The sequence below is a fragment of the Faecalimonas hominis genome (assembly GCF_054660755.1).
This window is the reverse complement of record NZ_BAAHSH010000024.1, coordinates 17,411-33,766: the sequence shown is the minus strand read 5'-3', so window position 1 is coordinate 33,766 and position 16,356 is coordinate 17,411. Positions and strand designations below refer to the sequence as shown.

15 protein-coding genes are annotated in these 16,356 nt (G+C 38.8%); 1 reads left to right on the top strand and 14 read right to left on the bottom strand.

Annotated features, from left to right (window positions below):
* Positions 1 to 8: 8 nt before the first annotated feature.
* The 10 genes from ACYQ35_RS03695 to ACYQ35_RS03650 all read right to left on the bottom strand — a co-directional run bounded on the left by ACYQ35_RS03695 (position 9) and on the right by ACYQ35_RS03650 (position 10,915).
* Positions 9 to 2,474: an FtsK/SpoIIIE family DNA translocase gene (locus tag ACYQ35_RS03695; protein ID WP_459830402.1), complete on the bottom strand. Its 2,466-nt coding sequence runs from the start codon at positions 2,472 to 2,474 to the stop codon at positions 9 to 11.
* 64 nt (positions 2,475 to 2,538) lie between these two features.
* Positions 2,539 to 3,219, bottom strand: a complete 681-nt coding sequence (locus tag ACYQ35_RS03690; protein ID WP_009756976.1) for a ClpP family protease — start codon at positions 3,217 to 3,219, stop codon at positions 2,539 to 2,541.
* Between the two features lie 112 nt (positions 3,220 to 3,331).
* Positions 3,332 to 4,615, bottom strand: coding sequence for an O-acetylhomoserine aminocarboxypropyltransferase/cysteine synthase family protein (locus tag ACYQ35_RS03685; RefSeq protein ID WP_459830396.1), 1,284 nt, complete (start codon positions 4,613 to 4,615; stop codon positions 3,332 to 3,334).
* A 12-nt stretch (positions 4,616 to 4,627) separates the two neighbouring features.
* The gene (locus ACYQ35_RS03680; protein WP_009756974.1) at positions 4,628 to 5,389 is read right to left on the bottom strand and encodes a CFI-box-CTERM domain-containing protein; all 762 of its coding nucleotides are present in this window, start codon (positions 5,387 to 5,389) and stop codon (positions 4,628 to 4,630) included.
* A gap of 34 nt (positions 5,390 to 5,423) precedes the next feature.
* Complete coding sequence (locus ACYQ35_RS03675) at positions 5,424 to 6,152, bottom strand: YebC/PmpR family DNA-binding transcriptional regulator (protein ID WP_009756973.1); 729 nt, start codon at positions 6,150 to 6,152, stop codon at positions 5,424 to 5,426.
* A gap of 70 nt (positions 6,153 to 6,222) precedes the next feature.
* The gene (locus ACYQ35_RS03670) at positions 6,223 to 7,062 is read right to left on the bottom strand and encodes a hemolysin family protein (RefSeq protein WP_459830391.1); all 840 of its coding nucleotides are present in this window, start codon (positions 7,060 to 7,062) and stop codon (positions 6,223 to 6,225) included.
* A gap of 17 nt (positions 7,063 to 7,079) precedes the next feature.
* On the bottom strand, positions 7,080 to 7,427 hold the full coding sequence (locus tag ACYQ35_RS03665; RefSeq protein WP_009756971.1) for a type II toxin-antitoxin system PemK/MazF family toxin: 348 nt from the start codon (positions 7,425 to 7,427) through the stop codon (positions 7,080 to 7,082).
* An 84-nt stretch (positions 7,428 to 7,511) separates the two neighbouring features.
* On the bottom strand, positions 7,512 to 8,678 hold the full coding sequence (gene alr, locus ACYQ35_RS03660) for an alanine racemase (RefSeq protein ID WP_009756970.1): 1,167 nt from the start codon (positions 8,676 to 8,678) through the stop codon (positions 7,512 to 7,514).
* Positions 8,675 to 10,174: an NAD(P)H-hydrate dehydratase gene (locus ACYQ35_RS03655; protein ID WP_459830388.1), complete on the bottom strand. Its 1,500-nt coding sequence runs from the start codon at positions 10,172 to 10,174 to the stop codon at positions 8,675 to 8,677. The genes alr and ACYQ35_RS03655 overlap by 4 nt, the downstream gene beginning before the upstream one ends.
* A 96-nt stretch (positions 10,175 to 10,270) precedes the next feature.
* On the bottom strand, positions 10,271 to 10,915 hold the full coding sequence (locus ACYQ35_RS03650; RefSeq protein ID WP_459830386.1) for a redox-sensing transcriptional repressor Rex: 645 nt from the start codon (positions 10,913 to 10,915) through the stop codon (positions 10,271 to 10,273).
* 129 nt (positions 10,916 to 11,044) lie between these two features.
* Between ACYQ35_RS03650 and ACYQ35_RS03645 the strand changes: the two genes are divergently transcribed.
* Positions 11,045 to 12,961 carry an ABC-F family ATP-binding cassette domain-containing protein gene (locus ACYQ35_RS03645; RefSeq protein WP_009756967.1) on the top strand — a complete coding sequence of 639 codons (1,917 nt, stop codon included), beginning with the start codon at positions 11,045 to 11,047 and terminating at the stop codon, positions 12,959 to 12,961.
* A gap of 39 nt (positions 12,962 to 13,000) precedes the next feature.
* Here the strand turns inward: ACYQ35_RS03645 and ACYQ35_RS03640 are convergent, their stop codons facing one another.
* From ACYQ35_RS03640 to ftsY, 4 genes are all read right to left on the bottom strand, one after another.
* Positions 13,001 to 14,197 (bottom strand): NADP-dependent isocitrate dehydrogenase, encoded by a 1,197-nt coding sequence (locus ACYQ35_RS03640; RefSeq protein ID WP_459830383.1) that lies wholly within the window; start codon positions 14,195 to 14,197, stop codon positions 13,001 to 13,003.
* Between the two features lie 19 nt (positions 14,198 to 14,216).
* A complete protein-coding gene (locus tag ACYQ35_RS03635) occupies positions 14,217 to 14,864 on the bottom strand; it encodes a GntR family transcriptional regulator (protein ID WP_009756965.1) in 648 nt (215 codons plus the stop codon).
* A 113-nt stretch (positions 14,865 to 14,977) separates the two neighbouring features.
* Positions 14,978 to 15,391: a DUF1653 domain-containing protein gene (locus ACYQ35_RS03630; RefSeq protein WP_009756964.1), complete on the bottom strand. Its 414-nt coding sequence runs from the start codon at positions 15,389 to 15,391 to the stop codon at positions 14,978 to 14,980.
* A 15-nt stretch (positions 15,392 to 15,406) separates the two neighbouring features.
* On the bottom strand, positions 15,407 to 16,351 hold the full coding sequence (gene ftsY, locus ACYQ35_RS03625; protein ID WP_009756963.1) for a signal recognition particle-docking protein FtsY: 945 nt from the start codon (positions 16,349 to 16,351) through the stop codon (positions 15,407 to 15,409).
* Positions 16,352 to 16,356 lie beyond the last annotated feature (5 nt).

Sequence of the window (16,356 nt, the reverse complement as noted above, 5' to 3'; positions counted from 1 at the left end):
CCTTTGTTTTATACATTTTCTTCTATATATTGTTCAAATTGTTCTGTAGACATTAATACTTTTCTCGGTTTCGTTCCTTCTTCCTCACCGACAACTCCTGCTTCAAAAAGTTGATCCATAATGCGCGCGGCACGATTGAAACCGATTTTAAATACTCTCTGTAACATTCCGATAGACGCCTTATCCTTCTCGATGATAAAACGTCCCGCATCAGCAAAATAAACGTCTCTTTCATTGCCGTTACCCGCTGCGGCAGATGAATTTGCTCCATTTATGGAAGCGCTGTTCACCTGTTTTGTGATTTCTTCATCATAGGAAACATTTCCGTTTTGGCTGACAAGAAAATCCACCACTGCCTGCACCTCTTTATCGGATACGAATGAACCCTGTACACGGGCCGGTTTTTGATAACCGGAAGGGTAAAATAACATATCTCCCTTTCCAAGCAGTTTCTCAGCGCCGTTCATATCAATGATAGTACGTGAGTCCACGCCTGAAGAAACAGAAAACGCAATTCGTGAGGGCATGTTTGCTTTAATTAATCCTGTGATAACGTTTACAGACGGACGCTGCGTCGCCAAGACTAAATGAATGCCTGCCGCTCTTGCCAACTGCGCCAGACGGCAGATTGCAGTTTCCACTTCGCCCGGGGCAACCATCATCAAATCAGCTAATTCGTCCACAATAATAACGATTTGCGGTAATTTTTCCGGTTTTGTTTCATCTTCTATATCCTTTATCTGCTCAACTTTGTCGTTGTATCCATTCAGATCCCGCACATTATATTCAGCAAATAACTGATAACGTTTTTCCATTTCCACAACAGCCCAGTTTAATGCGCCTGATGCTTTTTTCGGGTCTGTGACAACCGGGATCATCAGATGAGGAATTCCGTTATAAACACTTAATTCTACGACTTTAGGGTCGATCATAATCAGCTTTACTTCATCAGGTTTTGCTTTATAAAGAATACTCATAATCAGTGTGTTAATACATACGGATTTTCCTGAACCTGTTGCACCGGCAATCAGAACATGGGGCATCTTTTTAATGTCAGCGACAACAACTTTCCCTGCAATATCTTTCCCTGCAGCAAATGCAATATTAGACGGGTGAGACTTAAACTCTTTTGTCTCCAATAAATCTCTCAACATCACTGCCGTATTTTCACGGTTAGGAACTTCAATTCCCACTGCTGCCTTCCCGGGAATAGGGGCTTCTATACGGATATCTGCCGCTGCCAGATTTAATTTTATATCATCACTTAGCCCTACAATTTTACTTACTTTGACACCCTGTTCAGGCTGTAATTCAAATCGTGTCACGGAAGGACCGCAACTTACATTTGTTACAGTAACATTTACACCAAAATTTTTCAATGTCTGTTGCAATTTTAATGCGGTTTCTCTTAAATAATTGTCCGAATCTCCATTTCCCTGTTTCCCTTTATTCAGCAAATCAATTGGTGGGAAAGTATATGTAGAACTTGATTGCCGACTCTCTTTTGCAATGACTTCTTCAACTTCCTCTATCTGAGCGGAGACGTCGTTTTTTTCTTTTTTCTTTTTCGAAACGGATTCCTTCGGCGGTTCTTCCTCCGTCGCGCGATGGATTACCATGGTTTCCGGAACAACTTCCGGAACAATTTCTTCCGCTTCCGTATGAAACGGTGATTCCAAAGGTTCTTCGGCATATATTGGGGGCATCTCCTCCGGAAAGACTTCTTTTATATCTGTTTCTTTTGGAGTCAGGGTTGTATCAAAAGACACACCTTTTACCTGTTTATCTTTTCTCTTTAATTCTTTGTTCTGCCGTTTTTCTTCTTTTCGGATAACAGACTGCTCTTTGCGTTTCCGCACGTCCTCTTTTGCCGTCTGATATGCTTTCTCACTTCCCTTTTTAACGCCTCTTAAAAAAGATTTTTCCGTTATAATTACAAGACATATAATGCTTAATATAATGACAATGACATATGCGCCAATCACACCGACCAAATGACAGAGCATTTTTGAAAAGAGACCTCCGATAATTCCGCCGCCTTGTTTGTGCAATGCCGAAGTATCATAATAAGATAACAGTCCTGCCGTGCTGTCATATTCAAAAGTAATCAGTTGTGTAAGAGTACATACCATTATTGTCAGCACAATTCCCGCTCCAAGTTTTATGTAAGCAATGGAATTGCCCTTATTTGAAATAGTAAAAGCAATTCCGATAAAAAGAAGAATCGGTATAATATATGCCGGTAATCCGAAAGTTCCAAATAAAAAGGAGGATACAATGTTGCCCAGAAACCCCCCTATACCAAAATTACTGATGAGTAATAAAATACATATCGCAAGAGAAAGCAGAATGAAAATCTCATTTTTCAAAAATGTATTTTGCTGTGCTGTTTTTTTTCTCGTCTGTTTTTTGGCTGCTTTTTTTGCCGGTGTTCGTTTGGCTGCCTTTTTGCTTTTGTTTGATTTTGCTGCCATGAACTCTCCTCCTCTAACTTTAAACATACATATATTATTATAGCATTTTAAGAAACTTGTGTCATTACTTATTTTTCGCCTGTATTTCTATTAATTCGTGTAATTTTTGCAAAGCCTCTTTCATTCCTCCAACTTCGTCAATCAAGCCTTCTTTTACCGCTTCTTCCCCTTCAAGCATCGTACCCACGTCCTTTACTAATTGTGTCGGATCAAGCATCAACTCTTCAATTCTTTCTTGAGAGATATTCGCATGTTCAGAAATAAACTTCGTTATTCTGTTCTGCGTTCTCTCCATATTTCTGTAACTTTGCATAACACCGATAAACGTACCGCTTGACCGTACAGGGTGAATTACCATCGTTCCGCTTGGAACAATAAAAGAATAATCTGCTGATACAGCTAATGGTCCTCCGATAGAGTGACTTCCGCCAAGTACAAGAGACACGCTCGGTTTACTTAAAGATGCAATCATTTCTGCGATGGCAAGACCTGCCTCCACATCGCCACCGAGGGTATTTAGCAAAATCAATAGCCCTTCAATCTCTTCACTGTCCTCCACCTCTGCAAGTTTTGGAAGTAAATGTTCATACTTTGTCGCCTTTGTATTTCCTGAAACTGCCTCATGACCTTCAATTTCTCCGATAATTGTTAGAAGTTGAATATTATGTCTTTTTTTATTATGTGACAAAGACAACGTTCCCATTTCTTTTATTTCCTCATGTTGTTTTTCCGTGTTTTCACTCATATATCTTTCCTGCCTTTTTTCTTTTAGTATTTGCAGGTTATTATGATTTATGTAACAAAAAATAAAAGAAGAAAGAAAACTCCTCCTGAAATTCTCTTCCTTCTTTGTATTTTTATACTAACTCTAAAGCCTGTGCTAAATCGGCAATGATATCATCTGCGTTTTCAATGCCTACACTGAAACGGATCAAATCCGGCTGTACGCCCGCCTCGATTAATTCCTGTTCATTCATCTGACGATGTGTATGACTTGCAGGGTGTAGTACAGAAGTTCTTGAATCCGCTACATGTGTTACAATTGCAGCCAGTTTTAAATTATCCATTAATGTGACAGACGCGTCCCGTCCACCTTTGATTCCGAAAGTCAATACGCCGCAACTTCCGTTTGGAAGGTATTTCTGCGCAAGTGCATGATATTTATCGCCCTCCAAATCCGGATAACTAACCCATGCCACTTTTTCGTGATCTTTCAAAAATTCCGCCACTTTTTTTGCATTTTCACAGTGACGTGGAACTCTTAAATGCAATGTCTCCAATCCTACATTCAATAAAAAGGCGTTCTGTGGAGACTGGATAGAACCTAAATCACGCATAAGTTGAGCAGTTGCTTTTGTGATATATGCGCCTTTTCCGAATTTTTTCGTATACACGATACCATGGTAAGTTTCATCGGGTGCTGTCAGACAACTGAATTTGTCGCCATATGCTTCCCAGTCAAAATTACCGCTGTCCACGATACAACCGCCTACACTCATCGCATGTCCGTCCATATATTTTGTTGTGGAATGTGTGACAATATCAGCTCCCCATTCAAACGTACGACAGTTAATCGGTGTTGCAAATGTATTGTCAACAATAAACGGAACACCGTGTTCATGTGCTACTTTTGCAAATTTCTCCAAATCTAATACAACTAATGCAGGATTTGAAATCGTTTCTCCAAATAATGCTTTTGTATTGTCTCTGAATGCGCTGCTAATTTCCTCTTCGCTTGCATCTGGATCAACAAAAGTTGCCTCTACACCCATTTTTCTGATTGTATGTGCATATAGATTATATGTACCGCCATAAAGCGCTGAAGCACAGACAATATGATCGCCTGCCTCACAAATATTCATGATGGCATAGAAATTTGCTGCCTGACCTGATGAAGTAAGCATTGCTGCCACACCGCCCTCCAGATCGCAGATTTTATTTGCAACAACATCATTGGTAGGATTCTGTAATCTCGTGTAGAAATATCCCGAATCTTCCAAATCGAACAAACGTCCCATCTGTTCACTTGTGTCATACTTAAATGTTGTGCTTTGATAAATCGGAACAACTCTAGGTTCTCCCTGTTTTGGTTCCCAACCTGATTGGATACACTTCGTTTCTATTTTGTAGTTGTTGCTCATCTCTTTGCCCTCCTATGAATATATATATTTCTTTTGTAAATCGTATACCATATCGCTGTATACTTTTTTACAGGCTTCTTTCTCGTTCTCTTCAATAAGATGAATACATGGCGTTAAGTAATCTGTCCAGATTCTTTTATAAATTCCTTTTGCGTCATCTCTTTTATCGATTCGTTTTACGATAGTAGGTGCAATATTATAATATTGCTGGACAATATCCCTTCCGGCATTTTCTTCAATCAAATATTTGTCACGATAATTTCTCAACAATTCCAGTTCATAACAATCGTCCGGTTTTCCAAGACTTTCACACACGGCCGTTGTGATGTAGCACAATCGCTTTTTAAATCCCTCTGTAATCGTTTCATAAGTCGCATTCTTTATTGTAACTGATGAAATATTATTGTTCCACAATTCTACAATTTTTTCTGAAATAGCGTTTCCGTATTCTCCGACCCCATAATTGATTACCGGAAGAACGTAAGTAACTAAAGCCATGTTATAATCGAGGATAAGATTTTCGCGTTTTCTTTTCTGCCCAATTTTTTTCAATTTTCCGTCAATATAATTAGGAATAATTCCGGCAAGTTCTGAGATTACCGCTTCTTTTCCTTCCTCTTCTCTCAAAGATTCGTTTACATTCACAAAAAAGTCTTTATACTTATTGTAATGTGTTTCAAAATCACTCTTATAAACATCACGATTAAAACTTTTTACTAAAATTAAAGCATCTTCAAATAGATTGATTAAAGTTTCCTGTGCATCGGAATACATCTGATATTCCTCCTCTACTTATTTTCTCTCATTTCTATTCGTCCCAGTTGTGATACACTACCTGGACATCATCATCTTCATCTAACAAATCTAAAGTTTTCTGAAGATTTTTTAAATCTGTCTCATCAGTAAGTTCCACCCATGTCTGAGGAATCATCGTCACTTCAGCTGATGCCATCGGAACGCCTGCTTCTTCAAGCGCAAGACGCACGTCACTGAAATCTTCCGGTGCAGTTAAAATTTCATAACTGTCCTCTTCCTCTGCGAAATCTTCTGCCCCTGCATCTAATGCAATCATCATTAATTCGTCTGCATCTGTTTCATATTCTTCTTTTGCAACTATAATCTGTCCTTTTTTATCGAACATATAAGATACACAACCCTGTGTTCCTACACTTCCGCTTCCTTTTGTAAAAGCATTGCGGACATTAGATGCCGTTCTGTTTTTATTATCTGTAAGAGCGTCAACAATGATTGCCACTCCGCTTGGGCCGTACCCCTCATATGTAACAGATTCGTAGTTGACGGAATTGGCATCTCCCGCTGCTTTCTTAATTCCACGTTCGATTGTATCATTTGGCATGTTGTTTGATTTTGCTTTTGCAATGACGTCACGAAGTCTGCTGTTATTTGCCGGATCAGGTCCGCCTTCCTTTACTGCAACAGCGATTTCTCTTCCGATAATTGTAAAGATTTTCCCTTTTGCCGCATCATTTTTTTCTTTTTTATGTTTAATATTTGCGAACTTTGAATGTCCTGACATTTTCGTACCTCTTTTCTTTTTTATAAAATTGCTTTTCCTATTTTATCATTCTTTTTTGCCGTTTACAAGGTTAGATTTTTTCAATCCGTACTTTTTCAATCAGATTATTGCTGACGGAAATGATATAAAAACGATAACCTCCATACTCAACAGAGCATTCTTCCTCCTCTGTCGGTATATGCTCTAAGCAGTGAACAAGGTATCCGTTCAGTGTTCCAAAATCTTCGTTTTCAAATGAAATTCGGAGTATTTTTTCCAAATCTTCTAATTCTGTCATTCCGTCTGCAATATAAACGCCATTAGAAATTTTCTGTATGGATTCCTCATCGTCATCATACTCGTCCTGAATGTTTCCCACAATCTCCTCGATAATATCTTCCATTGCGATAATTCCTGCGGTCTGCCCATATTCGTCCAGTACGACAACCATATGGTTTTTCTTTAGTTTCATTTCTTTGAACAGTTTATCTATACTTTTCGCCTCCGGCACAAAACTTGCCGGGTGCATGTACTCTTTTAAATGTTTAATTGGAACATTTCTCAGATTTTCCTTGAAATAGCATTTCACCGCATCACGCAGATGGAAAATACCTATAATGGAATCAATATCTTCTTCGTAAACCGGAAATCTGGAATTTTTCTGTTCCAACATAAATTCCAGTGCTTCTTCAACTGTTTTCTCACTGTCCAGGGCGATAATATGTTTTCGGTGTACCATTATATCTTCCGCCTTTTTCTCATTATAAGAAAAAATATTACTGATCATTTCGCCTTCGCCCCCTGCGAAGAAGCCTCTTTCTCTCCCTTCCTGAATCAAAGATAAAATTTCGTGTTCTACATCTTCCTGCTCTTTATCTTCGCCAGAAAAATTGTACATCAGTCTGTCCCACAGACTACTGCCTTCCTCCATTGTTCTTTACTCCTTTTCTATGTATGAAGTTCAAAACTGATTTTGATTGCTTCATCAATTTTTAACATTAACTTTTTATCTACATGGCAAACAAGTTCACGTAATCTCTGCTTGTCAATTGTCCTGATCTGTTCCAACAGTACAACTGAATTTTTGACAATGTGATACTTGCCCGCATCAATTTCCACATGCGTTGGCAATTTTGCTTTATTCATTTTTGAAGTGATGGCGGCGCATATAACAGTAGGACTGTGTCTGTTTCCCACATCGTTTTGTATAATCAAAACCGGGCGTATCCCTCCCTGTTCTGAACCCACCACCGGACTTAAATCTGCATAATATATATCTCCGCGTCTAACCTGCACTCTATCTCACACTCCGATTTCTTTAAGATAACATTAGTGTTTCCATCTTTTTCGGAAGTATTCTATTAATAGAGTTTTCTTAATCTATGCGAAATAATCTACCTGCTCCGCAATCTTTCCGTTTTTCACATAAACTCTCGGGATTCTTTTCCCTAATGCGCAGATAAACTCATAATTAAATCTGCCTGACAATTCGCTTAATTTTTCAACGGAAATAGCCTCATTACCATCTCGCCCGATCAAAGTTACCTTGTCGCCAAAACTTACCCCTTCGATATCTGTTACGTCCACCATAAACTGATCCATACAAATGCGCCCTAAAATGTTCGCTTTTTTTCCGCGAATCAACACATATCCCTTTCCGGACAGACTTCTCGGATAACCGTCACCGTATCCTACGGGAATAGTGGCGATTTTCATTTTTTTCTCAGCGACAAACGTGCCACCATAACTTACGGGAGTTCCTTCCTCGATTTCTTTTACGAAAGCGACATGACTTTTTAATGCCAGTGCCGGTTTCAAGTGTACGGCGTTTTGATTTACTTCTTCAGACGGGTATAGTCCATAAGTAGAAATTCCTGCACGCACAATATCAAAGCGGGCATCTTCCACATCAATGATTGCCGCGCTGTTTGCGCAGTGCTCATACGGAAAGGTGACTCCCCGTTCTCTCAACTTTTCTGTCATAGACACAAATTGACTTATCTGATTTTTCGTAAATGTTTTGTCGGTTTCGTCCGCTTTTGCAAAGTGTGTAAATACCCCTTCCATATTTACGTTCGGCAATTTGCTTATTCGTGTAATGGCATCAACGCTTTCATTGTTAACTGCAAACCCAAGTCTTGCCATTCCCGTATCCAGTTTAATATGTAAATAAGCGGTTTTCCCTTCTCTTCTTGCCATATATGAAATTTCTTTTGCCATTTCTTCCGTATATACATTCATGCGGATATCGTTATCCAGCATTTCTAAATACTGATCAGGGAAAATGCACCCAAGCACAAGTATCGGTTTTTGAATTCCTTCTGTGCGGAGAACAACAGCCTCATCTAGTGTTGCCACCGCAAACCCCCAAATATAATCATATTTTTCAAGAACTTCCGCAACCTGAATTGCGCCGTGTCCATAGCCGTCACTTTTGATAACCGCCATGATTTTTGTGTCTCCGTCTATTCTCTGTTTCATTTGTTCCATATTATATGTCACTGCATCTAGATCAATTTTGGCATATACTCTGCTGTAAGTTTTCATCTTGTCTGCTCCTTCTCAAGTTTTCTCATTACATGGCTGATTGCATCAAGCAAATCATTTGCCAGTACACTGTAGCTTCCTTTTTCTTTCTGAGCGTAATCGCCACATAATCCATGTACATAAACGCCAATTTCACATGCATCTTTGCATTTCATTTTCTGTGCCAGAAATCCTACAATTATTCCGGCAAGCACATCTCCCGCTCCCGCTTTTGCCATTGCATGGTTCCCGGTTGTATTTATATAAATATCTTCTCCGTCAGCCGCCACAAATGTCCTTGCATCTTTCATTGCACAGACAATCGGATATTCTCTCACAAAATTCTTTAATACGGTGATTTTATTTTTCTGCACCTCTTCCACACTACACTGAAGCAGTCTTGACATCTCTTTTAAGTGTGGCGTAAGTATAACCTGCTTTTTATGTTCCAAAAGAGATAAATCTTCCGCCAAAAGAGTAAGTCCGTCCCCGTCAATCACAGATGGAATTTTCGCATACTGTATCGCATATGTAAATATTTTTTCAGACAGGTCACTTTTCCCGAGCCCCGAGCCGATTAAAAGGACATCACTCCGGTCAAACAATTGTTTCAACTGATTTTCATTAAATGTTTCGTAAGTGGAAATAATGGCTTCAGGAAGTGCCTGCTGCAAAATTACACGGTTATCCTCATGCGTATAAATCTGTACAAGTCCTGCACCTGCCGAGTAAGCCGCCTTTGCGTTCAAATAGGCTGCACCTGCCATTCCTTTGCTGCCCGCTATAATGAGTACTTTGCCAAATGTTCCTTTATTACCATTAGGGTTTCTCTTTGGCAGGGAAACGTCTTTATCTTCTCTGTCGTAAGTATAAAGTTTTTGTCCCGCAGGAAGTGCTTCCGATGAAATGCCGATGTCCGCGACGTAAATTTTTCCTGCATATTGCCGCCCTTTTTCAAACAACATTCCTATTTTTTCAAAAGCAAAACACACTGTAAAATCTGCACGGAAAGCACAGCCTTTTATTTCTCCGGTCGTATCGCATATTCCGGTTGGAATATCCACTGCGACTTTCGTTCCGTTCATCTCGTTTAACTGCTCGATTACCTCCTTATATTTTCCTGAGACATCTCTTTTCAATCCGATTCCCAAAAGGGCATCTATAATAACACTATATTCTTTTTTCTCCAATGTGTTTCCAATAGATATGCCGTAATTTTCTGCTATAGTGTATTGTCTTTTATTCTCCTCACTTGCGGTTTCTTTATTTCCCATATAACAAACATTCACATGTATGCCCTTTAAATAAAGAAGACGTGCAATGGCAAGACCATCGCCACCATTGTTTCCCGATCCGCAAACGATCAATGTCTTTGAACAGTCTACATTATTTTGTTCAAGTATTTCCACAACTTTAAGCGCTGCTCTCTCCATCAAAACGCAGGAAGGTACGCCCATCTGTTCAATGGTATACCGATCTGCATATTGCATCTCTTCACCTGTTAATACATATCTCATCTTACCCCTCCTGATTCTGACCGAATTTTTTCTCAGAAGAAAACAACGCATAGAAAAAGGCGGATTCCCACACTTCCACTATACGTTGTTTCGCTGTTATTCTGTATGTTCTTTGTTATAACGGCTGAGATTATATGATAATCTCATAAGACTTTCCGACAAATGTACGTTTTCCACAATGACATTCTTCGGTAAATCTAAATCTGTATGCGCAAAATTCCAAATTGCACGCACACCGTTATCTACCAAAAATTTCGCAACTTCAACCGCTTTTGCCTTCGGGATTGTGAGAACGGCTATATCAATATTGTGTTCATTGATAAAATCTTTCAATTCGTCCATCATGCGAATTGGGACTCCGCGAATAGATACACCCGAAAGTCTTGGATTCACATCAAAAATACCTTTAAAAATAAACCCTCTTCTCTCAAATGAAGTATAATTTGCCAGTGCCTGTCCAAGATTACCTGCACCGATTATAATCATATTATGATCTATATCCAATCCCAAAATCTTGCCGATTTCTGTATATAAATATTTTACATTATATCCATATCCCTGCTGTCCGAATCCGCCAAAATTGTTCAAATCCTGACGTATCTGGGAAGCGGTTACCTGCATTCTTCTGCTCAATTCATTTGAAGAAATACGCCCTACATTGTCTTCAAGTAGTTCTCCTAAGTATCTGTAGTATCTAGGCAATCTGCGTATTACTGCCTGAGAAATTTCTCTTTCTTCCACTGCACTTCACCTTCCAATCTGTTCTACGCAATATTATATAGAATAGTTCCGATAAAGTCAATTTTTTAGTTGTATTTTGCAGTATTTGAGTATAATATAAAGGATATGAGTTATTTTGGGAGGTTTATTATGATTTTAGCATGTCATAATCTTAATAAAGCATTTGGAGAACAGATCATCGTCAAAGATGGTTCTTTTCATATAGAGGAACATGAAAAAGCAGCCTTGATTGGCTTAAACGGAGCGGGAAAATCAACTATTTTGAAAATGATTATGGGCGAATTGCCTGTTGACAGCGGTGAGATTATTCTTGCAAAAGGTAAAACAATCGGTTACCTTTCACAACATCAGAAATTGGAAAGCGGAAATACTATTTACGAAGAAGTAAAAACAGCAAAATCTGATATTATCACTTTGGAAAATCAAATTCGCTCCATCGAACTGGAATTAAAGCATCTCACAGGGGAAGAACTTGAGAAACGTTTACAGACATATCATCATCTTACCGCTTCCTTTGAGCGTGCCAACGGATATGCTTATGAAAGTGAAATAACAGGTGTTTTAAAAGGTCTTGGTTTTTCGGAGGAAGACTTTGGGAAATCTGTGGATACGCTTTCTGGCGGACAGAAAACGAGGGTTTCTTTGGGTAAACTCCTTTTAACAAAACCGGATATTCTTCTTCTCGATGAGCCGACGAACCATTTGGACTTAAATTCAATCGCATGGCTGGAAACGTATCTTTCCAACTATCAGGGCGCCGTACTTATCGTGTCCCATGACCGTTACTTCTTAAATCGCGTCGTGACAAAAGTTATTGAAGTGGAACAGGGCAATATTATGATGTTTTTAGGCAACTATACTGCATTTGCCCAGAAGAAGAAACTTGTCCGCGAAGCAAAATTAAAAGAATATATGAAGCAGCAACAGGAAATCAAACATCAGGAAGCAGTTATTGAAAAACTTCGTTCTTTTAACCGGGAAAAGTCCATTCGCCGTGCGGAGAGCCGTGAGAAAATGTTGGACAAGATGACTTTGGTGGAAAAACCTACGGAGGTTACGTCAGAATTTCACATTTCCCTCGAACCTTCCTGTGTAAGCGGAAACGATGTGTTGACCGTAGAGCATTTAAGCAAGTCATTCGGAGCATTGAAACTGTTTCAGGATATTAGTTTTGAAATTAAACGCGGAGAACACGTTGCCGTTATCGGCGATAACGGAACGGGAAAGACAACTCTTTTAAAGATTTTAAACGAGGTACAGCCGGCAGACAGCGGTGTATTTACTTTAGGAACAAACGTACATATCGGATACTATGATCAGGAACATCACGTTTTGCATATGGAAAAAACAATTTTTGATGAAATTTCAGATGATTATCCGACTTTGACAAATACACAGATACGAAATACTCTCGCCGCTTTCCTTTTCACAGGCGATGATGTATATAAACAGATTAAAGATTTAAGTGGTGGGGAACGAGGACGTGTATCTCTTGCAAAATTAATGCTTTCCGAAGCAAACTTTTTGATTTTGGACGAACCTACAAACCATTTGGATATTACATCAAAAGAAATTTTGGAAAAAGCATTGAACGATTACAGCGGAACAATCTTATATGTATCCCACGACCGTTACTTTATCAATCAGACGGCAACCCGTATTCTCGACTTAGTGAATCATACATTTGTCAATTATATTGGAAACTATGATTACTATTTGGAGAAAAAAGAAGAATTAACCGCTGCTTACACAAATGTAAATACAGACACTCTTTCTGCTTCCGCACCGACGGAATCGGAAACAAAACTGGACTGGAAGGCACAGAAAGAACAGCAGGCAAAAGAACGTAAAAGACAAAATGATTTACGAAAAACAGAAGAACGTATTTCTGCTCTGGAGGAACGTGACGGTGAAATTGATGAACTGATGACACAGGAAGATGTGTATACCAATTCCGTTAAATGCCGTGAACTTTCCGAAGAGAAAGCAAACATTATGCAGGAGTTGGAACTTCTGTATGAGAAATGGGAAGAACTGGCGGAATAGGAAAAGGCAAACCTCTAAAATTGGGTTTGCCTTTTTCTCTTATAACAACTCAGCAATCGCCTGAATGAATTCCTCACTGTTTAGCACAGTCGGATTTGGAATAGATGTAATCAACGCCAAATCTTTCGTCATCTTACCACTCTCAATGGTATCAAGGGTTGCTTTTTCCAACTTATCTGCAAACTGCATTAATTCTTTATTATTATCCAATTCACCACGTTTACGCAATGCTCCCGTCCACGCAAAAATAGTTGCCACAGAATTTGTCGATGTTTCTTCCCCTTTTAAATGTTTGTAGTAATGTCTTTGTACTGTACCGTGAGCCGCCTCATATTCATAGTATCCTTCAGGGGAAACTAAAACAGAAGTCATCATTGCCAGTGAACCGAATGCTGAAGAAACCATATCACTCATTACATCACCATCATAATTTTTACAAGCCCATATAAATCCGCCTTCTGCTTTCATCACTCTTGCTACTGCATCATCAATCAATGTATAAAAATATTCTATACCGCATTCTTTAAATTTTGCATCATATTCTTTCTCATAAATTTCCTGAAAAATATCTTTAAATGTGTGGTCGTATTTTTTGGAAATAGTATCTTTTGTGGCAAACCATAAATCCTGTTTTGTTTCTAACGCATAATTAAAACAACTTCTCGCAAAACTCTCAATAGAATCATCGGTATTATGTATTCCCTGTGCGATTCCCGCTCCGTTAAACTGATGAATTAATTCTCTTTTTTCCGTTCCGTCCTCTGCTGTATAAACTAATTCTACTTTGCCCGGTGCGTCAATAATCATCTCTGTATTTTTATACACGTCTCCATAAGCATGTCTTGCCAGTGTGATTGGTTTCTTCCAATTTTTTACACATGGTTCAATTCCCTTTACAACAATCGGTGCACGAAAAACCGTTCCGTCTAACATAGCGCGAATAGTTCCGTTCGGGCTTTTCCACATTTCTTTTAAATTATACTCTGTCATACGTGCTGCATTTGGTGTGATAGTAGCGCATTTAACGGCAACACCGTATTTTTTTGTCGCATTTGCAGAATCAATGGTAACTTGGTCATTTGTTGCATTACGGTTTTCCAAACCTAAATCATAATACTCTGTTTTTAAATCAATGTACGGAAGTAATAAAGTGTCTTTGATCATCTTCCAAAGAATACGTGTCATTTCATCTCCGTCCATCTCAACGAGCGGGGTAGTCATTTTAATTTTTTCCATTTCAGTGTCCTCCTTTTTATTAAAACCCGTGCTTTTCTAAGTTCTCTAATACACATTTCATATGCTCGGTTATCAGCTCCCCTGCAAGCAGTTTATCTTTCTTTTTAATTGCTTCCAAAATTGCCTTATGCTCTGCGACTGATTTTTCTAACCGCCCTTCCGTCTTCACCGAATACACTCTCGCAAACTGCACATATTGATATAAATCAGATAAAATGTGTTTCAATATTTTACTGCCACATGCTTCATATAAAATACGATGAAATTTTCCGTCTAATATAGCCATTTTATCCGTACCGGATTTTTTCAGATGAAATTCCGATAATAAAATAATTTCTTCCAACTCATTCATATCTTCCTGTGTAATATTGTCAATCACCCATTCCGTACATAAATTTTCCAAAAGGGAGCGGATTATAAAAATATCATGTATATCTTTCTTGCTGATTCCCGTCACATAAGTTCCTTTATTCCGAATTGTTTTAACAAGTCCTTCCAGTTCTAGTTTTTTGAACGCCTCACGTACAGGAGTTCTGCTGACACCCAATTCTTTTCCAATTGTCATTTCTCTTAATTCATCATTTTCCTGATAAACACCGGATAAAATATCATTACGCAATTTGTGAAACACTTTTTCACTCAATGAATATCCTTTATCCTTTTCCATTTGTTTCACTCTCCACAACTCTATTTTTGTATAATTGTATACAATTATACAAAATCTGTCAAGAGAATAAAAAATCCCCCTTACCACTTTCGTGATAAAGAGGAATTTCATCTCTAGTGAAGTCTTCCGCCTTCATATTTCATTTTCATTCTGATAAAATGTAAAAGCTCCTGATATCGCATCTCCATGGAAGTTTCTTTCTCGGCAAAATCCATACTCTGTGCCGCGATACTCATAAACTTTTCTGTAATATCCTTCTTATGTTTCTGCAAAAAATATAATTTCTGCTCATTTTCAACTATATCAAGAAAATCTTCAATCAGACGCATATCTTCATCAGAAACTTTTTCCATTTCCTTTATAAAAGAAACAAGAGTTCTTACATACACTTTTTCTTCCTTGTCATTTTCTTTATAGACAACCATTTCTTCCCCTGTCTGAAAATCTGTTGCCAATTCCATAACCTGACATTGTTTTCCTTCCGGAAATCTGTAACATTCCCCTTTCGTTACCGTTTTATACTCCATGTCTATTTCCCCTTTCTATCTGTCAGATGATTCATCTGTATAAAACAGCGCATTAACAAATTCGTCGGAATCGAATTTCTGAAGGTCGTCTATAGATTCCCCTACACCGATATATTTTACCGGTATTTTTAATTCTGATTGAATGGCCACTGCAATACCGCCTTTAGCGCTTCCGTCCATCTTAGTCAATACAATTCCGGTAATATCCGCTACTTCATTAAATTCTCTTGCCTGTGCAAGGGCATTCTGTCCTGTTGTACCGTCCAAAACAACTAATGTTTCTCTGTACGCTTCAGGATACTCGCGTTCAAGGACGCGGTTGATTTTCTTTAATTCTTCCATAAGATTTTTCTTATTGTGAAGCCTTCCTGCCGTATCACAGAGAAGTACGTCAGCGTGACGCGCCTTCGCTGCGGCAACCGCATCATATACGATAGCTGCAGGGTCTGCACCGTCCTGTCCTCCAATCAATTCCGCATCTGCTCTTCTCGCCCACTCTACAAGTTGTTCGCCTGCTGCGGCACGGAATGTATCGGCAGCAGCCAATACGACCTTTTTATTGTTTGCACGAAGTTTCCCTGCAAGTTTTCCTATGGTAGTTGTCTTTCCTACCCCATTCACACCAATGACAAGAACGACAGATGTTCTGTCCTCAAATTCATATGCTGTTTCACCTACACGCATCTGTTCCTTAATACTGTCGATAAGAAGTTGCTTGCATTCCATTGGCTCTTTAATTCTCTGCTCTTTTACTTTTGCACGCAAATCATCTAAAACGGCATAGGTCGCCTGTACACCTAAATCGCCCATAATAAGCACTTCTTCCAGTTCCTCGTAAAATTCCTCATCAATTTTAGAAAATCCGTTAAAAATACTGTCCATACTTGAAACGATACTGTCTCTTGTCTTGGTCAGTCCGGAAACTAACCGTTTAAAAAATCCTTTTTTTTCTTCACCCATAATAT